Origin of the sequence: Exiguobacterium sp. 9-2 (assembly GCF_036287235.1) — a bacterium.
In the GTDB taxonomy this organism is placed as follows: Bacteria; Bacillota; Bacilli; order Exiguobacteriales; family Exiguobacteriaceae; genus Exiguobacterium_A.
This window is the reverse complement of record NZ_CP142850.1, coordinates 285293-300873: the sequence shown is the minus strand read 5'-3', so window position 1 is coordinate 300873 and position 15581 is coordinate 285293. Positions and strand designations below refer to the sequence as shown.

The following is a 15581-nucleotide window of genomic DNA, read 5'->3' as shown; positions in this document are numbered from 1 at the left end:
AGAGGACGGAAAATTCCGCCCTCTCTTTTTGATGTCTCTATTAGTGATGGTGACCACTACTTCCGCCAGCTGGTTTTGCTCCACCTTGTAAGATTTTTAAATCCTGCGCCGACAGTTTTCCGACGATGAATTGCCGTGTCGGCATGATCATCGCACCTTCCCTGCTCGCATGCGCTTTGACATAATACAAGCCGGATTTCGGTAATGTCTTCGCAATCGTGTAGACACCCGGCTTCGTCTCTTCTGCCGGTTCCATACTATAGCGGACTGTTCCGTCTGCTTTCCAGATTTCGAAGTGGACATAGTCGACTTTTTGAGCCGGTTTCGCTTCACGCCAAACCGTCGCTTCGAACGTTTGCTTTTTCTTTGCGTCCGGTTGTACGTCTTTTGGGATATTCATTTTGATCGATAACGGATGAACGACTGCGTACTGCTCCGCCGCATCAGAATCAACGGCGCAGCCGGCAAGACTCGTCGTCGTGACGAGCAGTCCACCAAGCACGAATGTTTGCATCGATTTACGCATTGAAGAACCTCCTTACACTCGGAATACGACGAATGACGAAGAAATCGAGTAACCAGACGACGAGCAACGAGAGTCCGACAAGTGGGAAGACAATTCCCAGCACAACAAGCACAGCAAGGAATCCTTTCAACATGAATGCTTTCGGTCCTTTCGGCGCCCCCATCCCCTTGCTTGGTTTCCGCTTCAACCACAGATAGAAACCGCTGACTGCAACAAGAATGATGCCAAGACAAATCAGCAGACTGATTAACTGGTTGAACCAGCCGAACTCTGTTCCTTTGTGAAGCGTGATTCCGGTCGCGACGATTTTACCGACGACGCCATAGTTGTCATAGCGGTAATCGGCGAGCACGGCACCTGAATATTGATCGAGATGAATCGTCGCTTCATCCTGTGCCTTCGCTGGAAACGCGGACAGCGTATAGACTCCACTCGGATCACTCGGGATGCTGATCTTAAAGCTTGGGTCCATCCCTTGTTGTTTGCCGATCGCAACGATGTCATCAATCGAAGCTGGGACGGCTCCTTCGACTTTCGATCGCGGAACATCAAGTGTTTCGGCAGCCCACGGGACTTCTGCGATATCCTTCGTTTGAAGAGTTGACTTCGGTGCTTCCCCACCCCAGATGGACGGTGGATAACCAAGACCTTGGTTCGTGACGAGTGACTGGAAGTTCGTCCCCCAGAAGCCAGACCACGGAAGACCTGTCAGGATGAGGAATAACATTCCTGCTGTGATCCAGAATGCCGGAACGGCGTGGAGGTCACGACGAAATAACTTCTTGCCTTGACGAAGACGTGGGAACAAAACACCTGACAGCCCCTTTTGCTTACGCGGGAACCACAAGAATAATCCTGTCACGATCAGAACGATCGCCCAACACGCAACAAGTTCGACAATCCGGTCGCCTGTCGTTCCTGCCATCAGCTCTCCGTGGATCTCTTCGATTTTGTTCATGATCCGGTCACCATCCGGTAATGTTCCAATGATCTTACCGGAATACGGATTGACGAAGACCGTCGCCGACATTTTAGGTGACGAGATATTCACTTCACTTGATCGGTTGTCGGATTCACCCGGTCGGTATGACGTGACGAACGTGTCCGGATACTTCGCTTTAACGCGATTGATTTGTTCCGTCGCAGTGATGCGATCTGCTTTTGGTGTAACGTCATAATATGATTGATACAGGACGTTTTCGATTTGTGGCTTAAATAAATAAATCGATCCTGTCACAGCAAGCATGACTAGGAACGGTGCAAAAATGATACCAGCATAAAAGTGCCATCGCCAAATCGTCCGATAAGCAGAAGAAGTCGGTGCTTTTTTGACCGTCTCTTCCGTCTGTATGAGATTCATATGTATCCTCCTTCGACAGGAAATATGTCCACTCTGTGAACACCTTTTAGTATAAGCGTTTACAATCCCTTTCCATCCACTGGCTTGTGACGATAAATTGCCAATCCAGTGTGTAAACCACGTTGCTTTTAAGAAGTGATGTGCGTCATTTTTTGACAATGATTTCACTTCTTTGATGGATTATTTCTTATTTCAAAAAACTATCCTCATTTATAAAACCAAACTTTATCCAAAAAAGCGAATCCATTATCGGATTCGCCGTTGTATTTAGATTTACATCGAGGACTCTTCTTTCAACGATTCCTTTTGACGATGATGATGGACGATCCCGATGACTGCTGCTCCAATAAGGATCATGATGATTGATCCGATGACGCCAGGATTCACCTGTAGCCAGTTCCACAGTTCCGACCAGGTCACAGCTTCTCCGATTCGAATGATGATGAATGTCCACAGTCCCGTATAGACGCCTGCTGCTAAGAACGTCATCGCTAAATAACGCGGTAACGGATAACCGAGAAGTCCAGCGACATAATGAATCGGATGTCTGACGCCGGGTAAGAAAAATGATAGTCCAATTGCCCATAACCCGCGTCGTTTGATAATTGCTTTTGCTCGTTCTAAGAAACGGGACTTCATCCAGCGTTTGACGAGTGGAATTTCTCGAAAGAACCGGGCAAGCAGATAAAACCATGTAAAAGCGATAAAGAAAATCGGCCATGCCGTCAACCAGATGACGACCGGATACATTCCTTCTCTTAAACGCAGTGCTGCAAAACCCATCATTAAGACATCGTCCGACAATGGGGTAAACATGATTCCGCCAGCTAGGCGGACGAGTGCCATGACATCCATCACATATCCCTACTTTCTGTTTCTCTCTATATTCAGTATCCCCGATTTTTCTAAAGTTGAGCCCCGTCCGTTTCTTAAGTTCTTCTTTAGCTGTACTTTTTTGAGCAAAATAAATCGTCATCGATTTCGGAAAGCCTGTTACGTCATATGAATGGGTTCAGCCCCTTTTCATAAAAAATCCTTTTTCCACCTCGAGAAAAAGGGTTTCATCCGTTCGTTCGAGAAGGGGTACAACGTACATCCGAACGCTCATCTGATAGGAGGAATTTCCATGTTGCATCGCCGGAAGACCTATACGATTCGTCCCGAACGCCTAGAAGAATTTACTGAGTTTTTTCATACCTACCTGTATCCGCTTCAAGTCAGTCATGGTGCCCGTCTCGTTGGTCGCTGGGTGACGGAAGCAGAAGATGAAGTCATTGCTATCTGGGAATACCGCGACCGCGAACATTACGAACAAGTCGATCGTGATGTCCGAAACAGTGCCTTACGCCGTGAAGCGATGAAGAAACGCGCGCGCCTCGGCAAAAACCTCTATATCAAATCCTATGAAGATTTCATGACGTCGACTGGTACGTACGCTCCCCCTCGCGCGATCGTCAGCGTGACCGCGTACATCACAAACGATGCCGGTGAAGTCCTGCTCGTTCGCAACCTCCACCGGGGTGATACGTATGAGATGCCGGGTGGACAAGTCGAAAATCATGAGTCGATTCTTGACGCGATCAAACGAGAAGTCAAAGAAGAAACCGGGATTGATGTCACAATCGATGGAATTACCGGTATCTATCAAAACGTCTCAAGTCATGTCCTTTGTGTCTGTTTCCGCGGAAAATACGTCGGTGGTGAACTTACGACACAAGAAGGCGAAACGACGGATGTCGGCTTCTTCCCACTGACACGTGACTCGCTGAGTGAATACATCAAACGGGATCATTTCCAGTTGCGGACGCTTGATGCAATGGATCCGCACTACTTCCCGCATGCCTTATATAAAGTCAGACCGTATGAGCTGATCAGCCGGTATGACGGTAATGCAACGTCATCTTCACGATAAAACAAAAAATCCCCTTGCAGATTTTTCTCTACAAGGGGATTTTTTCAGTTATGTTGTCAATCGAGCAGTGATTCCAGCATCATCGGTGACATAGACAGCATCTGCTTGATCCGTAACGGTATAAGCAGAAGACTTCAACGTCTCGATTGCTGCTCGGAGCGTCGCTTGATCCGGATAACGCAGCGTCCAGTAGACAAGTCCGACCGCATCTTCCGGATTCGTCGGTGCGTCAACTCCCGACCAGACGTTCAGACCGATGTGATGATGGTAACCGCCAGCAGCGACGAACAACGCACGCATCCGCGAAGCGTCAGCCGCAACCTCAAAGCCGAGCGTGTCGACATAAAATGTCCGCGCTGCTTCGAGTGTCTTGACGTGGAAATGGACATGTCCCATGACCGTCTCGGCCGGCATACCATACCAGTCTTCTTCTCCAGCTTCGACGAGCATACTTTGCCAGTCGACAGGATCGGTCGTCATCTTAACATCTCCATTTGCTTCATACGTCCATGTCTCACGTGGACGATCGGCATAAATCTCGATCCCGTTCCCATCCGGATCCGATAAATAAAAGGCTTCACTGACAAGATGGTCACCTTGACCAATTTCAATCCCTTGTGCGATCAAGTTGCGGATGACGAAACCGAGTTCTTTTCGGTTCGGTAGCAAAATCGCAAAATGATATAACCCGGCAACCGAGTTCGGTGGGAAACGGCGGGCATTCGAATGAACTTCGAGCTCAACGAGTGGTGTACCTTGTGCGCCAAGAACTGTTAGCTGATCCGTTTGTGTCAGTACACGTAATCCGAGTGATGCTGTATAAAATGAAACGGAACGGTCAAGATCCGTGACGCGTAAACGAACGGGACCAAGTGTAATCTGTGGGTGAATCGACATGTTGTTTCCTCCTTCAATGAAATAGCTTGTACCTCTATTATTACGCGGAAGTGATGGAAGCGGAAGTAGGCACGAATAAGTGGTATAGTATCCTAAACGATACCATGAAGGAGGAAGACCGATGGAAGAGACACCAAGCTGTCGAGTCGAGACCGCACTCGAAATCTTGACCGGAAAATGGAAACCGTCGATTTTACTCGTCTTGATCACACACGGAACGCTCCGCTTCAGTGAATTGAAACGACAATTGCCGAACATTACGCAAAAGATGCTGACAGCTCAATTGCGCGAGCTCGAACTAAACGATATCGTGCATCGCGAGATTTACCAAGAAGTCCCGCCACGCGTTGAGTATTCGCTGACGGATTACGGTCGGACACTTATCCCGGTTCTTGACGCCATCAATGCATGGGGCGAACAGCACGTCATTCATCTTGAAAATAAAGAAAAAGTAACTTCTGCCTCCCAATGAGAAATCCATTTCGATGTGATTTCTCATTTTTGTATGGAATAAACTGTCTATTCCCCCGTATACTAACCTAATAGACTTCTGTTTTCGGAAAGGAATGAGTCCTCATGCATCAACTCCATGCAATCGAGCAACTCGTTGCTCGGCTCAAACAAGATCCTGCAGTCGAAGCCATCTTCTTGAAAGGATCCTTCGGACGAGGAGAAGAAGACGTTCATTCAGACATCGATCTGTACTGTCTCGTCTCGGAAGAACGCCAAACGAAATTTTTATCACGTCGACTGTCCCACCTCTCTGTTTATCGCCCCATCATCTGGAAAGATGAGATCGACATCATCGCACCACAGATGATCGTCGTCTATGATGATTTGTTACATATCGATTTATTCACGGTGACACTTGATTCGCTAAACCATAAGGATCAATTACGTGTCCTGTACGATCCAAAACAGCAATTGACGGACTTTACGGATACTTGCGACTTGACGCTTTCCGCACAAGAAGCGACCGATGAAGCGATTGATGCCGTCTGGTTCTTGTTCCAATACAAAAAAGCAGCGGCACGGGGAAACGACTTATGGGCAGTCGAGATGCTCCGGAGCGCCTTGATCAAGTTCGCGAAAGTCTTGCTTCATCACCATACTCCAGATCGGGCGCAGCTCGGATTAAAGACGATTCCGACGACATTGCCTGACGGTCCACGCCTTTCTCTTGAATCAATCTATGAAGTCTTGACACCCGCAACGCATGCTGAAGCGGCTCAACGTTATCTGGCATGTCTAGAGACTGAACGGAAGACACTCGATCGGACGCTCGTCACGCATCCCGAAACACTCGACTTACTCGATCGATTAACGTATGAACTATCGATGCAACAAGTAAAACGATAACAACAAAGGAGTAGCAGGCATTTGCCTGCTACTCCTTTGTCTGCTCACCTATCATCGTGTCAATTGAATCTCTTTTGATTGTCCACCTGCCCAGCCAAAACCGGATGAGACTTCAAGCTTCGGATTTTTGACCTGTTTCGGTAATTCAAAGACGATGTTGCCGGTTTTTTCGATATTCGGGTTGATCGTCTCTAGGAAGAAGCCCATGCCGTCTTCATTCGCATAGAGATCGAGTTCCGTATCGGCTGAATACTCGGTATCGCCCACATTGACTTTAAACATGTTGCTATCGACGAAGCGCTCTTCCTTATCTCCATTTAGAATCGTCAGACCGATGACTAAGAATTGTCCTGATGTTTTCTTTTCGCCAAGGACGTTCGATAACGTGTCGACCATCTTGACGTCATTGGCGACATACGTCAATTTCCCGACCTTTACCTGATCCTTGATGCCATAGGTTTTCTTGACCGGCTTCGCCGCTGCTTTTGCTTTCACTGGTTTTGCTTCTGATTTGACTGCTTCTTGTTCGACCTCTACTTTTTTCTCTGGTGCCACTTGTTCTTCATCATCTCCTAGATTTCCAAGGATGACTGCTCCGATTACGATGATTCCTGCCCACTTCAATCCTTTTTTCATGTTACTTCCTCCTTTTAATATGGCTGACTCACTTCTAATAGCCCTAGTATAGGAAGAAGCAACCCCTTATCCTTTACACTTTTTTAACCAGGTTATTTTTTGTTTATGGTTTGATAAAAAGATTGACAAAAATAAAAGAGAACGCTGATTTCAGCGCTCTCCTCTTCTTATTCTCCTTTGACCCGGATGACGATTTTGCCTTTTGCATGTCCTTCTTCGCCATAATCATGCGCTTCCTTGATTTGGTCGAGATCAAAGATCCGGTCGACGACGGGTTGTAGCTCGCCACGTTCGACGGCTTTAGCGATATGTTGCAAACGCTCACCGGTCGGTTGCATGAAGACGTAGGCCGAACGGGCATTGTGTTGTTTCGCTTGCTCTTCATCGGGTGGTGTGGAAATCGAAACAAGCATCCCATTTGGTTTCAGCATCTGATAGAGCTCCCCTTGCTTGTCTCCGCCCATTGTATCGAATACAAAATCGACGTCCCGGACACGGTCGGCTGGATTTTCTTGTTTGTAGTCGATGACTTCGTCGGCTCCAAGCGATTTTACCCAGTCGACATTTTTCGTACTTGTTGACGTAATGACGTACAACCCGTTCGCTTTCGCAAGTTGGATTGCAACCGTTCCGACGCCCCCTGATCCGGCACCAATAAAGATCCGATCACCTGGCTTCGCATCCATCACTTCGAACATGACCTGCCACGCTGTATGCGAGACGAGCGGAAGGGACGCTGCTTCTGCGAAACTGAGCGATTCTGGTTTTTTCACGACAAGATGCGCATCAACTGCGACATACTCCGCATAGGTCCCTTGACGAGCGATTTCTGGACGACTGAAGACGGCGTCCCCGACTTGAAGATCCGAGACGTTTTCTCCGACTTCCTGAATCACTCCTGCAACGTCCCAACCGATAACGAGCGGCATTTCGTAGCTCAGCATCTGACGCAAGTACCCCTCTCGTAACTTCCAGTCGACCGGATTTACGCTCGCGGCATAGACTTCAATTAAAACATCATCTGGCCCGATGACCGGCTTTTCCAGTTCTCCGATCTTAAATTGTTCCGATCCACCATACTGTTCAATGTAAGCTGCTTTCATCCGTTGACTCCTCCTTCGATAATCATTCCCTATCTTCTTCCCCGTCCGTTCCACCAACAAACAGTCTGAGAATAGACAACAGCTCCCCACTGATCAATGAGGAGCTGTTTCGTTAACGATTCGTTTGCTGAAGGGTAGACGCCGTCTCGTTCAAGGCATGAATCGCCTGTTGCAGTTCCATGACCTGTCCGACTTGATGACGTGTCAGACCTGATAATGACTCACTTTGCGCGAGCAAGGCATTCATGAACGTGTCGAGTTGACTGGTTGCTGTCGTGATAGCAGTAAGACTACTTGTCATCGTCGCGAACTGAGTCTGCGCCGACTGGATCGAACCGACGACTTCCGTTGTATTCGTCTCAATCGTCTGTAGCGCCAATTGACTCTCTGCCATCCGTTCTTCCTGTTCACGTAACAAGGTCGTACTGGCATGAATCGAGTTTCCGGTTTGCGTAACATCCTGCTCAACACGTTCAATGATCGTATTGATTTCCTTCGACGCTTCTGCCGTCTGTGATGATAGATTACGAATTTCTTGCGCAACGACCGTAAAACCTTTTCCGAACTCGCCCGCGCGAGCCGCTTCGATCGACGCGTTAAGACTAAGCAGATTCGTTTGCGTCGCAATCGCGTTAATACTCGACGTGATAGCGACGATCTCCTGGAAACGCCCAGCAAGCTGTCCGAACGACGTGACCGACTCATCCATGCTCGTCGTTAATTGTTGCAGCGATTGTCCGGCAAGACCGATCGTCTGCCTGCTTTGTTCAGCTGTTGTCCGCGATGACGAACTCCGCTCGAGCGCACGGTCGACTGATACCGTTACCTCTTGCATCCGGTTAACTTGTTGTTCGTTCAGTTGACGGATTTCACGAATCGCTTGGACGCTGCCTGCCGCTTCACTTGCCAGCTGTTGCATCGCTAGATCGACCTGACTGAAGGAATCCTTCGCCGCGTCGACCGTCTCACTCATCTCTTCTGTGAACGTCGTCACTTCCGTTGCCGTTGCTGCCGTTTGCTCAAGGGCGACTTGCGATGTTGCCGCGTAAGCTTCCGACCGTTCCTGTTCTTGGCGGACTGCCAGCATGACGTTCCGTCCGAAGACGGCAACGAAGACAGCCGCTGAGAAGATCATCAAGTAGATGACATATGCGACGATCAAGTCAAATGTGTTCGTAAAAACAATCGTACCGTTGGCTGTGAATAACGCCATTTCAAGTAGTCCGAAGATCCCAGCCAGAACGACGAGACGCGGAATCAAATAGACGATCGAAATCGTCAAATAAAGATAAGCAATCGTCCAGATACTTAGGGACGGTAATGTCGTCAAAACCAAGGCGAGGACGAGATACGTTAATGTCACTTGAACATATTTCCCACTCGGACGATGTCCGAGGAGGCGGTTGCCGACCAGCAACGCGACCGTCAAGATCAGACCACCGACTAAAAACTGATAGAACACACTGATGGGAACGTAATTCATTTGGGCAAATACGAAAATCAACGGATGCGCAATTGTAATCAACGTTGCAATCAGACGGGATAAAATCTTTGTACTTTGTTGCTCGAGGGCAGATACCATCTTGTTCAAACTCCTTCATCATAGTAAAGTCATACAATTGTTCATCGGCAGAAAGAATTCAATCGTTAAGTCCCTCGGATGACTTTTTTTCTTGACGCTTTCTTGAGAGCGGGAGTACGTTTAACGTAGACTTTTTTCAGAAAAGAGGATTCCTATGCTCTATGTACTCGTAGGTCTCGCAGGTGTTCTCGGTGCCTCTGCACGTTATGGACTTGGACTGCTGATTGGCAACTTGACGACTGGTCCGTTTCCGTGGCCCACGCTTGCGATCAACTTGATCGGTAGCTTTCTGCTCGGCTATGCGACACACTTCCTATTTCGAACGAAACTCTTGCATCAATATGCGATTACAGCTATTGGAACGGGCTTCATCGGCTCATTCACGACATTTTCGACATTCAGCGTCGAGACTGTGACCTTATTTAACGAACGTCATTTAGCGGATGCGTTCCTCTACGTACTCGTCAGCCTGTTCGGCGGTCTGTTCCTGTCTTATCTTGGTTACGCGCTTGGAACAAGACGATTGCGGCACGTGACGAAAGGACGTGAGTGAATGGAATTACTCGCCCTTGCCATCGGTGCTTTTTGTGGAGCCATCAGTCGTTTTGCTGTCAGTCAATGGATCAAGACGATGTGGAAACGTGAATTCCCACTAGCCACATTCCTCATTAACGTACTCGGCTCATTTTTGCTTGGTCTCGTCATCGGTTCACATCTCGATACGACTTGGACGTTACTGCTTGGTACCGGCTTCCTCGGATCGTTTACGACGTTCTCGACGTTTAAGATTGAAACGTTACAGCTCTTACAAGATGGAAACCGTAAAGTACTCGCCTTCTACTTGATATGCAGTTATGGATTCGGAATCCTCGCTGCCTTTTTCGGTATCACCTTGACCGCTTGATTAAAAAAAAGAGGCGATGGAAAAATCCATCGCCTCTTACATGTAATTTTAATCATTCATCCAGAACAGACCGACCGTCTCTGCTCCGGCATGTGTCCCAATTGCCGGTCCGAACGTGCCTTCAAGAATCGTCAGATCCGGGAATTTCGCTGCGACCTGTTGGCGCAGTTCTGCTGCCATTTCGGGTGCCATCGTCGTCGCAACATATATCCGGTTCTTATAGAACGTGTGTTGACGCATCGACTCATCGATTTGTTTGACCATCTCGATGTAGGCTTTCTTAAGAGAACGCGCTTTTTTGAATGGTACGACTTTTCCCGCTTCATCCGTCGTGATGATCGGTTTGATGCTGAGTAAGTTCGCAAGGAACAGGTCTCCTGACGAGACACGTCCACCGCGACGCATCGTCTCCATATTACCGACGATCATATAAAAATGGGTCTTTTTCGTCAATGCTTGTAACGCCGCAACGATTTCTTCGACCGATTTCCCCTGTGCCTCAAGTTCCATTCCGTAACGAATGAATTCCTGTTGGTTTTCGAACGCGGTATGGGAATCGATGATATGAACCGGGAAGCTTGCCGCTTCCGCTGCTGATGCTGAGCTTTGAACGGTACTTGATAAGCCATTCGTACAATGTACTGCAATCGCGCAGTCATATCCTTCTTCTTTTAGCCGTTCGTATGTCCCGACGAACTCACCAAAGATCGGTTGTGAAGTTTTTGCAATCAGCTTTTTGTCCGCATCCAGGGCACGAAACAGACGCTCGACCGTAATGGCATTCTCTTGATACGCCGTATCACCAAGTAAAATTTGAATCGGCACGACATTGACGCCGATCGCTTCCGCCTCTTCTTTCGTGAAATAGGCCATACTATCGGTCACCCATGCAATTTTAGTCATTTTCCTTAGCCTCCGTTAGATTCTTCTCGCTCTATCCTACCATATACAGGAGTGGAAATCGCAAGATACCTCATGACATCATCTGAAAATGAAACGATGTACGCTTATGATAGTGCTCACCGGCACGCAAGACAACGGAAGGGAAATCTGGTTGATTGATCGCATCCGGCAGCCCTTGTGTCTCAAAACAGATGCCCAGGTACGGCGTTGCCCGTCTTCCACAAATCGTGAACTCGCCTGACAAGTGATTGGCCGTGTAGACGACGACCCCCGGTTGGTCGGTTACGACCCGTAACCGCCGCCCGCTGATTGGTTCGTCAAGAACGATTTCCCCACCTTCTCTAAGCAGGAAGGGATGATCCACCCCGCTACCCGCTTGACGAAGTTGTTCGTCTGGTGCGTGTGTGACTTCATGTAGAAAACGGGCATCGAGAAAATCAAAAACGGTGTCTGTTACCGGGAGAATGTCACCGGTCGGTACGGCATCTTTCGTCAACGGAATATAAAAAGGGGCGTCCATTCGTAGGACGTGCTGTTCGATTGTCGTCTTCGCCTCACCCGTCAAATTGAAGTACGTATGATTCGTCGGACTGAACGGTGTCGAGGCCGTCGTCTCCGCTTCATAATGAACATGCAGGACGTTCTCGTCTGTCCATTCGAAGGTCAACTCAAACGATAAGTGACCTGGGTAGCCGTTCTCTCCATTCGGACTATCTAATCGTAGGACAAGTCGGTCATCGTTGATTTCGTGCGTGAACATCCGGTTCGCCCAATTCTCGCTTCCCCCGTGAAGATGATGCTCGCCTTCATTTTGTTCAAGTACATACGTCATTCCTTCGAGCGCGAACGCTCCGTTCGCGATTCGTCCTCCGACACGTCCGATCGTTGCGCCTAAATGGTGTGGATCATCCTGGTATTCTGACAGGTCATCAAATGCGAGTACGACGTTTTCAATCATCCCTTGCTGATCTGGAACCCGTATCGCAAGAATTTTTGCGCCTCGGTTCAAGATATCGACACTATGTCCATGAACATTCTCTAACGTGAACCGTAACAAGTACTGATCTCCTAGTTGACCCACTTCTGTTGTCGTAATCATCATCTGCTTCCTCCTGTACAATACGTTTTGCTGTTTTCCTATTTACCCTTGAAGCAACACAAAAAAACAACAGTAGCAAAGTGCCACTGTCGTCAAGGCGATGGAAAAGGTAGCCGGACTTCGATTCGTGTTCCTTGATGGATAATGGAATAGACGCGTAGTGACGCAGCCGGACCATATGTCACCTCCAGTGCGCGTCGAATCAAGAACAGATTCGAATCACCTGATTCTTTTTGATCCAGTTGTTGCATCACAGCAAGCGGCATTCCTTGCCCATTGTCTGCGACTTCGATGATCCAACCCGTCGTCGACTTAAAGGCGCGGACATCAATCCGGTGATGCCGTCCTGCCTTTACGAACGCGTGACGTAGTGCATTATCGACAAGCTGTGTCACGAGGAACGGGAAAACGAAGTATTCCTCAACGGAAGTCTCGATGTCGAGATCGACCGTGATATCAGCGGATGTCAATTGATTCGGACGGCGGCGTGTACCTTCGAGCGATAGATAAGCTTTTAGCGTCGCTAGTTCCTCACGCAGTGGATGTTCATCGTGCCGCGTCGCTGTCGTCAAAAGTTGAAGCAACGCATTCAATTGATGTTTTACAGGAGTTCCGGGATCGGCTGTCCGCTGAATTTCTTCGATGATGCCTTTGAGATAACTGACGTGTAACATAGGTTTCATCTTTCTACCGCTTAATCGGAGCAACTGCTCTTCTCGGTGCATGTATAACTCTCGTGCTAATAAACGGACAAGTTGTTCCGTCATTCGCTCGACCGTATCGTCAAATAGATCTTTCGAGAAATAACAGATGACACCCGCCTTTTGACCGTTGATGCGTATTGGATGAAAGCTTAGAATCTGTCCCGTCAGTTCATCTTCCTGTCGGACGGGTTCTTCTGCCTCAATCCATTGTTGTTCCTCACGTCTCGGTTGTTCGCCACAGACAGCAGGTTGCTGTTCCGTCATATCAATGACGACCTCCGTCGCTCCGAGCAAGACGACACGTTGCATTTTCGTTTCCTTTAATAATGTCACTCCGATTTGTCGGGCGACTTCTGACGTCAATCCCTGCTTTCGTAAGGGTTGCAACGCTTGTAATAACCGATCAGAACGCTCCGTTTGTCGGACGAAGAGATCACCTTCGAGTCGAAGTTGCGTTCGTAAAATCATGATAAACAGTATGACACCACATGTGTTCGCGAATAATAGCGGAAACACCGCATGACTGATTAAATCAAGCGCCTGCGTCGTGTCTGGAGCCAGCAACAACGTGATTCCACTTTCAAAGAACAATGCGACTAAGACGATGCCGACTGGTGGAATCAAGGCATAGTCATCCCGTAAGCGCCAACGTTTCCGGTACCATCCACTCACGAGTCCAGCTATCATCGCAATGATCCAACCTGCTTCTGCTCCTAGAGAACCGAGTAAATAGCGGTGCAACCCGACTAGACATCCTGTGATCCCACCGACGATTGGTCCACCGATCAGACCGCTCGTCACGATGACTGCTAAACGTGTATCAAGTAATAAAGCATCCTTTTTGACGGATAACCCGAGTAACGGATCGATCGTTGTATCATTCGAAAGCACGATTCCCGCATAGTTCATTAAAATACCAGATGATACGAATGCTAAAAGAAGTGGTACATTCATCCCGCGGTCCATCTTGAATATGTATCGAGAAATGCGCCACTGGGACAATAGAAAGGCTAACAGTGCTAACATACCTAAACGACTCAGTAAGAATGGAATCTGATCAAGCACGGAATACCTCCTCGTTTCATAGGACGCGAATCGACAATACGGTAGTTGTAGATTACATTCCCGCTCACTCCGCCATTCTCCTATCATGACCGCTGAAAGTTCACACAATCCGCAAGTTCTTAATTTTTTGACTGATGTGATATAAAAAAATCGGCTCCTCGATGAGGAACCGACCATCTTATCCTTCTGCTTCTACTTGTTCAGCTGGATGCAACCAAATCTTGACGCGATTGATTTGATAGTTCTCCATCTCCATTACTTCAACCGAAAAGTCTGGTGTATCGATGTGCTCACCGGGTTGAAGATCAATGTTGTGCATCTGAATCCAGCCGCCGATCGTATCCACGTCCTCGACGTTCGTAAATCGAATGTTGAAACGTTCTTCTAAATCCACGAGTAATACAGTACCGTCCAGTAAAAATTCATCAGATTTGATTTGTTCGATTTCTTCGACTTCATCTGCATCGAATTCATCACGGATTTCGCCGACGATTTCTTCGAGTAAGTCTTCCATCGAGACGAGTCCTGCTGTTCCACCATATTCATCGACGACGAGTACGAGGTGTGTCCGGGTCCGTTTCATCTTCCGCAATGTGTCCTGAAGTGATGTTACTTCAGAAACGACCGGTAGTTCCTTGACGTAATGTGTCACCGGATGTTCGTTCCCGTTCGCAAAATCCGTCAAGACTTCCTTGACGTTGACGTATCCAAGAATCCGGTCTTTATCGTTCTCTTCTGTGACCGGATAACGCGTATACGGATTATCCATGAAGATTTCCATCAGTTCATTCTTCGTCAAACGTTCCGAGATCGTCTCCATCCGCATTCGTGGAACCATTAAGTCTTTGACAATATGCTCGTCAAAGGCGAAGACGTTCTGCATGAGAGCAAGTTCCGTCTGATTGATTTCACCACTTTGGAAACTTTGCGCCATGATGATTTTCAATTCATCTTCTGAGTGGGCTTGTTCATGTCCTGCTGGTTTGACACCGAACAGACCAAGGAACAGGCGTGCTGAACCGTTGAGTAACCAGATGAACGGATACATAATCTTCCCGAACACATACAGCGGACGAGCAAATAACAATGTCATGCGTTCTGCATACTGAATCGCGAGTGTCTTCGGAGCAAGTTCCCCGATGACGACGTGTAAGAACGTTACGGATACAAATGCGATACCAAACGACAAGAGTGTTGAAACAGCAGCAGAGATCCCGAAGTCATCGAAGACCGGATGCAAGATCTTTTCGACTGTCGGTTCTCCAAGTGCCCCAAGACCGAGTGCCGTGACGGTAATACCGAGCTGACAGGCAGACAAGTAATAATCAAGATCACCGGCGATTTTTTTCGCAAGGACCGCACTTTTATTGCCATCCTGGATCATCTGATCCAAACGCGACATCCGCACTTTGACGACAGCGAATTCCGATCCGACGAAGAACGCCGTCAACACGATCAACAACACCACTAAAAATAAATTGATGAATAATATAGTATCCAAAATCCCCTAAACAGGGGTCACCTCCATTGT

At 48.0% G+C, this 15581-nt stretch carries 16 protein-coding genes; 5 read left to right on the top strand and 11 right to left on the bottom strand.

The window, feature by feature from the left end; genetic code table 11:
- Positions 1-40: 40 nt before the first annotated feature.
- The 3 genes from VJ374_RS01675 to VJ374_RS01665 form a co-directional block, all read right to left on the bottom strand.
- Positions 41-526: a FixH family protein gene (locus VJ374_RS01675; RefSeq protein ID WP_329469883.1), complete on the bottom strand. Its 486-nt coding sequence runs from the start codon at positions 524-526 to the stop codon at positions 41-43.
- The gene (locus VJ374_RS01670; protein WP_329469881.1) at positions 519-1886 is read right to left on the bottom strand and encodes a PepSY-associated TM helix domain-containing protein; all 1368 of its coding nucleotides are present in this window, start codon (positions 1884-1886) and stop codon (positions 519-521) included. Before VJ374_RS01670 ends, VJ374_RS01675 begins: the two co-directional genes overlap by 8 nt.
- A gap of 273 nt (positions 1887-2159) precedes the next feature.
- Positions 2160-2741 (bottom strand): DedA family protein, encoded by a 582-nt coding sequence (locus tag VJ374_RS01665; RefSeq protein WP_329471005.1) that lies wholly within the window; start codon positions 2739-2741, stop codon positions 2160-2162.
- Positions 2742-3012: 271 nt separating this feature from the next.
- On the opposite strand from VJ374_RS01665, the gene VJ374_RS01660 reads away from it, so the two are divergent.
- The gene (locus tag VJ374_RS01660; RefSeq protein ID WP_329469880.1) at positions 3013-3798 is read left to right on the top strand and encodes an NUDIX domain-containing protein; all 786 of its coding nucleotides are present in this window, start codon (positions 3013-3015) and stop codon (positions 3796-3798) included.
- Between the two features lie 48 nt (positions 3799-3846).
- Here VJ374_RS01660 and VJ374_RS01655 read toward each other — a convergent pair whose 3' ends face one another.
- Positions 3847-4695 (bottom strand): VOC family protein, encoded by an 849-nt coding sequence (locus VJ374_RS01655; protein WP_329469877.1) that lies wholly within the window; start codon positions 4693-4695, stop codon positions 3847-3849.
- 121 nt (positions 4696-4816) lie between these two features.
- On the opposite strand from VJ374_RS01655, the gene VJ374_RS01650 reads away from it, so the two are divergent.
- Together VJ374_RS01650 and VJ374_RS01645 are read left to right on the top strand one after the other, a co-directional pair.
- Positions 4817-5167 carry a winged helix-turn-helix transcriptional regulator gene (locus VJ374_RS01650; RefSeq protein WP_290785982.1) on the top strand — a complete coding sequence of 117 codons (351 nt, stop codon included), beginning with the start codon at positions 4817-4819 and terminating at the stop codon, positions 5165-5167.
- Positions 5168-5271: 104 nt separating this feature from the next.
- On the top strand, positions 5272-6054 hold the full coding sequence (locus VJ374_RS01645) for a nucleotidyltransferase domain-containing protein (protein WP_329469875.1): 783 nt from the start codon (positions 5272-5274) through the stop codon (positions 6052-6054).
- A gap of 51 nt (positions 6055-6105) precedes the next feature.
- Here VJ374_RS01645 and VJ374_RS01640 read toward each other — a convergent pair whose 3' ends face one another.
- The 3 genes from VJ374_RS01640 to VJ374_RS01630 form a co-directional block, all read right to left on the bottom strand.
- Positions 6106-6690: a DUF4352 domain-containing protein gene (locus VJ374_RS01640; RefSeq protein ID WP_052019135.1), complete on the bottom strand. Its 585-nt coding sequence runs from the start codon at positions 6688-6690 to the stop codon at positions 6106-6108.
- A gap of 167 nt (positions 6691-6857) precedes the next feature.
- Positions 6858-7793: an NADP-dependent oxidoreductase gene (locus tag VJ374_RS01635; RefSeq protein ID WP_214856188.1), complete on the bottom strand. Its 936-nt coding sequence runs from the start codon at positions 7791-7793 to the stop codon at positions 6858-6860.
- A 112-nt stretch (positions 7794-7905) separates the two neighbouring features.
- Entirely contained in the window at positions 7906-9375 is a 1470-nt protein-coding gene (locus VJ374_RS01630) for a methyl-accepting chemotaxis protein (protein ID WP_329469873.1), read from the bottom strand.
- 154 nt (positions 9376-9529) lie between these two features.
- Between VJ374_RS01630 and crcB (VJ374_RS01625) the strand changes: the two genes are divergently transcribed.
- Positions 9530-9928 (top strand): fluoride efflux transporter CrcB, encoded by a 399-nt coding sequence (crcB, locus tag VJ374_RS01625; protein ID WP_329469872.1) that lies wholly within the window; start codon positions 9530-9532, stop codon positions 9926-9928.
- The gene (crcB, locus tag VJ374_RS01620; protein WP_329469871.1) at positions 9929-10279 is read left to right on the top strand and encodes a fluoride efflux transporter CrcB; all 351 of its coding nucleotides are present in this window, start codon (positions 9929-9931) and stop codon (positions 10277-10279) included.
- Between the two features lie 48 nt (positions 10280-10327).
- Here the strand turns inward: crcB (VJ374_RS01620) and VJ374_RS01615 are convergent, their stop codons facing one another.
- The 4 genes from VJ374_RS01615 to VJ374_RS01600 form a co-directional block, all read right to left on the bottom strand.
- Complete coding sequence (locus VJ374_RS01615; RefSeq protein WP_035411284.1) at positions 10328-11182, bottom strand: DegV family protein; 855 nt, start codon at positions 11180-11182, stop codon at positions 10328-10330.
- A 70-nt stretch (positions 11183-11252) separates the two neighbouring features.
- Positions 11253-12281: an aldose epimerase family protein gene (locus tag VJ374_RS01610; RefSeq protein ID WP_052019144.1), complete on the bottom strand. Its 1029-nt coding sequence runs from the start codon at positions 12279-12281 to the stop codon at positions 11253-11255.
- Positions 12282-12373: 92 nt separating this feature from the next.
- Positions 12374-14050 carry a LytS/YhcK type 5TM receptor domain-containing protein gene (locus VJ374_RS01605; RefSeq protein WP_329469869.1) on the bottom strand — a complete coding sequence of 559 codons (1677 nt, stop codon included), beginning with the start codon at positions 14048-14050 and terminating at the stop codon, positions 12374-12376.
- Positions 14051-14228: 178 nt separating this feature from the next.
- The gene (locus VJ374_RS01600) at positions 14229-15551 is read right to left on the bottom strand and encodes a hemolysin family protein (protein ID WP_329469867.1); all 1323 of its coding nucleotides are present in this window, start codon (positions 15549-15551) and stop codon (positions 14229-14231) included.
- Between the last annotated feature and the right edge of the window lie 30 nt (positions 15552-15581).

Bases quoted from the DNA above. Each gene is read 5' to 3' on its own strand.
- VJ374_RS01635 (WP_214856188.1), bottom strand. From the start codon at position 7,793: ATGAAAGCAGCTTACATTGAACAGTATGGTGGATCGGAACAATTTAAG.
- VJ374_RS01675 (WP_329469883.1), bottom strand. From the start codon at position 526: ATGCGTAAATCGATGCAAACATTCGTGCTTGGTGGACTGCTCGTCACG.
- VJ374_RS01665 (WP_329471005.1), bottom strand. From the start codon at position 2,741: ATGGATGTCATGGCACTCGTCCGCCTAGCTGGCGGAATCATGTTTACC.
- VJ374_RS01670 (WP_329469881.1), bottom strand. From the start codon at position 1,886: ATGAATCTCATACAGACGGAAGAGACGGTCAAAAAAGCACCGACTTCT.
- VJ374_RS01615 (WP_035411284.1), bottom strand. From the start codon at position 11,182: ATGACTAAAATTGCATGGGTGACCGATAGTATGGCCTATTTCACGAAA.
- VJ374_RS01610 (WP_052019144.1), bottom strand. From the start codon at position 12,281: ATGATTACGACAACAGAAGTGGGTCAACTAGGAGATCAGTACTTGTTA.
- crcB (WP_329469872.1), top strand. From the start codon at position 9,530: ATGCTCTATGTACTCGTAGGTCTCGCAGGTGTTCTCGGTGCCTCTGCA.
- VJ374_RS01645 (WP_329469875.1), top strand. From the start codon at position 5,272: ATGCATCAACTCCATGCAATCGAGCAACTCGTTGCTCGGCTCAAACAA.
- crcB (WP_329469871.1), top strand. From the start codon at position 9,929: ATGGAATTACTCGCCCTTGCCATCGGTGCTTTTTGTGGAGCCATCAGT.
- VJ374_RS01660 (WP_329469880.1), top strand. From the start codon at position 3,013: ATGTTGCATCGCCGGAAGACCTATACGATTCGTCCCGAACGCCTAGAA.
- VJ374_RS01630 (WP_329469873.1), bottom strand. From the start codon at position 9,375: ATGGTATCTGCCCTCGAGCAACAAAGTACAAAGATTTTATCCCGTCTG.
- VJ374_RS01650 (WP_290785982.1), top strand. From the start codon at position 4,817: ATGGAAGAGACACCAAGCTGTCGAGTCGAGACCGCACTCGAAATCTTG.
- VJ374_RS01640 (WP_052019135.1), bottom strand. From the start codon at position 6,690: ATGAAAAAAGGATTGAAGTGGGCAGGAATCATCGTAATCGGAGCAGTC.
- VJ374_RS01655 (WP_329469877.1), bottom strand. From the start codon at position 4,695: ATGTCGATTCACCCACAGATTACACTTGGTCCCGTTCGTTTACGCGTC.